The following is a 267-nucleotide window of genomic DNA, read 5'->3' as shown; positions in this document are numbered from 1 at the left end:
CTAGAATTGATAAGTCTCTAAAAGCTATTATAACAGGATTTCCTGATTTTTCAAGGATTTTTCCTCATTTTCTTTCTTAGAGAAAATAGCAGAGCTCCTATCCCATTTCCAATCAGAGCACATAAGGTGTAGACAATCTGATAGAGAATAATCCATTCCTTAAAGAAAAAGATGGTTACAGGATAAAGTAGTAAAACCAAGACAAGAAGGCTAGGAGAAAAACCGTGAAAAAATCCATAAAGAAGACCAGTTAAGAATAGCACAATG

The 267-nt window shown here is 33.7% G+C and carries 1 pseudogene; it reads right to left on the bottom strand.

The annotated features are described in order from the left end of the window. Nucleotides 1–50 precede the first annotated feature (50 nt). Nucleotides 51–267, bottom strand: a pseudogene (locus C1G53_RS13500) (hypothetical protein); the annotation flags it as partial.

The organism is Streptococcus suis, from assembly GCF_002960445.1.
GTDB lineage: Bacteria > Bacillota > Bacilli > Lactobacillales > Streptococcaceae > Streptococcus > Streptococcus hyiners.
The sequence above is the reverse complement of the archived record's forward strand: the minus strand, read 5'-3'. Positions and strand labels throughout refer to the sequence as shown.